The sequence below is a fragment of the uncultured Oceanisphaera sp. genome (genome assembly GCF_947495715.1).
Lineage (GTDB): Bacteria > Pseudomonadota > Gammaproteobacteria > Enterobacterales > Aeromonadaceae > Oceanimonas > Oceanimonas sediminis.
This window is the reverse complement of the sequence record NZ_CANLZU010000039.1, coordinates 1-3,673: the sequence shown is the minus strand read 5'-3', so window position 1 is coordinate 3,673 and position 3,673 is coordinate 1. Positions and strand designations below refer to the sequence as shown.

Here is a 3,673-nt window from a genome sequence, read left to right as displayed (position 1 = left end):
GCCAATGCCCTGGCGGCGTCGATTTTGGCGCTTTCCTGGAAGCGCAAACCCAGTTCGCGCTGTAGGCCCATCAGGGCTGAAATTCGCTCAGTTACGGTCTTTGCGGCCTGCTGATGTTGTTCCTGGGAAACGGCCCGGGACTCTTGGCAAATACCGCTCCGCTGGGGCAGACCGGCGCCACGAACGGGGTCGAGGCGCACGGCCTTATCGCCTCTGGCGATCTCCAAAACGCGATTAACGGTACTCAAATAATTTTGGGCTGTGGCGGGGCTGATTTCGCCCCGTTCAAAGCGCTCGCGGAGAGTGGCGGCATACTGCTGTAGATGTGCGGTTTCGATGCGGCGCATATCCCTGACCCCTAGTTCGTCCCGAACGTAAACCGCGAATACCCGCCAGCGATCCGTCATGGTCGCAATGGAGGAATGGGACTGCATGCCCTCCTGAAGAGCATGACGGCCGGCGTCGATCATGTTGCGGCTTCGCAGGCCGTAATTTCGGGCTGCGATATTCCGTTGTTCCTGTCTCATAACCTGTCCTGTTCGGCAGCCTGCCCCGATGCAATGTTGAGTGTTAATGCGCGTGTTATGGGGACTGCGCGTGTCCTGGCTGCGTGATGTCAGAGCCCGTCTGACGGCGGTATGGGGGATAACCCGACCCCTCGGGAGTGTGGATTCGATAGGCTGCTATGGCGGGGGTGTCGCGCTCACCCAGCTGGCCCCGTTGGTGGGGCTGCTGGGCGATCCGGCTGGCACAGATCGAGTGTTTCTGTTTGATTTCGTTCTCGGTTGAAAGCCCGTAAACCCAGGGCTTGCGCGGCGTTCGCGGCGTTTCAGATACCCGTCTCTGTCGTGGACAGAGACGGGTAACAAAAAATCCGGCGTAGGCCGGTAGGTGTATTTGGTGTTTTCAAGTTGCGTTGCTCCCCACTCCAGGATCGGTTCCGAATGAGGGGGGGGCCAAAAATATGGGCCCGGGTTTTAGTTATCCTGCGCCCAGGATTCTTTTCAGGTTGCGGCAGTGGCCGCTGGTTGAATATGCCCATAGCGGGCGCATTAGATACCGGCCTGCGATAGCGCGTGCCATGCAGGAACGATCATGCGCGATGCGCGCATTAAGTGTGAAAGTGCCGGGCTGCGGCTGGTGTTGGTGCGGGGGCGCTGGTGACGATTTTCAGCCCTTGTCGTCATGTCACGGCTTTAGTGCCGTAGGTCTCAAGCAGTGTACGCCGCCAGATCGGAGTCGTCCAGCTCTGCCTCGCCGGGCTTCGCCGGCCAGGGCAGAACGCCGGATAAATCGCGGCGTTCTGCCCTGGCTCCGTTTTTACACATGTGGAAATTTGGCCCGTTCGGTCATCATTTCATCTGAAATCGGAGGGGCATGTTTTACGCCCTCAAAAGCCGCTGAAAGCGTTGCAAACTTTCAGCAAGGAATCGCCCTGGGTAGGGTGTCGAACGTGCGCAGAACGGCGCTCAGGGGGCGTTTTTTCTGGCTAACGGGGGGGTTTTACGTGAAAACTGGGCCATTTAACGTAATGGCTATTTTACGCAGCAATTGTCACAGAATGCTTTTATCTAAGTATATACATAGGAGAGGGTGGAGAGTTGGGAGGATGTTGGCGGCTCTTCTTCTGTCTCACCAAGGTTATTTTATCCATTTAATAATAAGGGTTACTTGATGAGTGAGTTGGATGTGTTTCTTCTGGTGTTGTTCTTTTCTTGTGCGTGCAGTTTTTTCATGGGGCTAGGTCAAAAGGTAGGTTCCCTTCGTGGTGGAGAAGAACAACCAACCCTCGAAGTATCAGCGTTGGGTTCTCTCGCCGGCATTTTAGGGGTGGGATACTTTGTTGCCTGGCTGGTGGTATCACATCAGCCCCCACTTAAGTTGATACCTGTCTTTATAATTGCCGTTTTAGCATACCGTTTTGGTGCTAGCTTTGCGTGCCGTTCATTGAGGATTTGGCTTCCCCTTGTCGGTGTATGTGGCGTTCCGTTTTCATTTCACTTTTCTAGTTTCTTAGGGCTTATCTAGCGGCAACGTTGGTTGGTTGACGGTTGAGTGTCGTTCAGCGTAATCTAGCTCCGTTCAGATACGAAAAAACCGCCCTGGCAGGCGGTTTTTCGAGGGTTAAGAAGGCTGGCACCAACTTAACCAAGGTAACGGCATCATTAGCGGGATGCAGCTACCCGAAGTCCTGTAAAGTCTATCTGTAGACCTCCCTACCTTCAAGCAAATTCCCGCTAAATGCCTGTTACCGCTGTAATGACGTAGCGGCGCTTTGTTGCGTCTGCTGGGCCAGATGGCTCTGTGGCATGTTTGGAATCAAGATGTTTTGGACATGCGCAGCGTACTGTCGCCGATCAAGGTAACCAGAGGCGGCCAGCGAACGGATCGACCCCGAAATGACGTAATGCGGAACCGTGCTTCACGTGCCAGGCGCGGGGGATACCGGAATGATAATACGGGTCGATAGGCAACACTGTGGGGGACGTTGTGACGGCTGAAAATGCCGTGGTAGCGCCAACGTTGCAGCGTAGGGCACGACGGAAAGGGGGAGTCATCCCTGACGTAGACGCGACGGAGAATGGACCCAGACACCCTACGATTTTCATCGTTTCGGGGTGGGGTCCGGCGTAGCCGGAAAGCCCTGTCTTTCCAAAACTAAAGAGAGAGCTTGCACCTTTGGGGAGCGGTTGCGGAGGGCAAGCAGGTGCAGGCTGTGGGTAACGGCCTTTTGTTATCCATAGCCTGTGCCGCGTTCTGGCGTAGTCAGATGTCCCCGCATTGAGCGACCTCCCCTAAGCCGACTCGGTGCTAAACCTTTACTCTGTACGGGTTTGATGGAAAAAGATGGTTTAGCAATAAGGGCGTTTTAGCTAGGTTTCGGTGGGCTTCCTGTGCGACCCAACCACTGCCAAAACAACCTGACGGCATAGTAGTGATCCCGCATGGTGCTGGGGGCCAAATGCTCATGCCGTGCGTAATAGCGGTGTATATGCGCCTTGCCGATTTGTTCTGGTCTGTTGGCTCCTGGTTCGTGATGCTGAATGTCCTGGATAATGGCGATCAGCCGACGAACGGTAGCCCTGCGGCTGGTTTTACCCCCGTGTCTTAGGTAGGTGTCGGCCTGGCGTTTGGCCCATATTTCTGCGTTCATGGCTTACCCCAAATAAGCGTTGGTAACGTCAATTCGACCGTGCCCAAGTTCGGCCGAAACCTGCATTCTGGCGGCATGATCCAGTTCTTTTGCGGCACTGATGGAAACGTCCAGGACACGGCTCAAGTGCTGATGGTGTTGCCGGTGTGGTACTCCTGCGACCACGGGGCAGGGAGCACCGGCAATGGCGTGATACCGGGCCTGTGCGTAGCTATGGCGTAAATCGTGGAATGTGATTCCCGATCTTTCGATTGCCTGGTATGCCTCGGCTCGAAACCGGGAATAGGTTTGGTCGGCCGGGATCATGCTGCGGTCACGGCCCTGGATAGTAGCGGCGGCCCGGAGCGCGTTCAGCTGTTCAGGTCGGGTAATGGGAACGGTGCGAGGCCTTCCCCCCTTGGTGCCGTCCCGCACCGCCACGGAACCGGATTTTTCGGCCTGAGCCAATGCCCTGGCGGCGTCGATTTTGGCGCTTTCCTGGAAGCGCAAACCCAGTTCGCGCTGTAGGCCCATCAGGGC

At 55.9% G+C, this 3,673-nt stretch carries 2 protein-coding genes and 1 pseudogene; 1 reads left to right on the top strand and 2 read right to left on the bottom strand.

Going from position 1 to position 3,673, the window contains the following annotated elements; translation table 11 throughout:
• Positions 1 to 527, bottom strand: a pseudogene (locus Q0753_RS16430) (integrase domain-containing protein); the annotation flags it as partial.
• A 1,147-nt stretch (positions 528 to 1,674) separates the two neighbouring features.
• Here Q0753_RS16430 and Q0753_RS16425 point away from each other — a divergent pair.
• Positions 1,675 to 2,028 (top strand): hypothetical protein, encoded by a 354-nt coding sequence (locus Q0753_RS16425; protein ID WP_298723657.1) that lies wholly within the window; start codon positions 1,675 to 1,677, stop codon positions 2,026 to 2,028.
• A gap of 1,129 nt (positions 2,029 to 3,157) precedes the next feature.
• On the opposite strand, the gene Q0753_RS16420 is transcribed toward Q0753_RS16425, so the two are convergent.
• The coding region (locus Q0753_RS16420) for an integrase domain-containing protein (RefSeq protein ID WP_298723654.1) at positions 3,158 to 3,673 on the bottom strand (516 nt) is incomplete at its 5' end.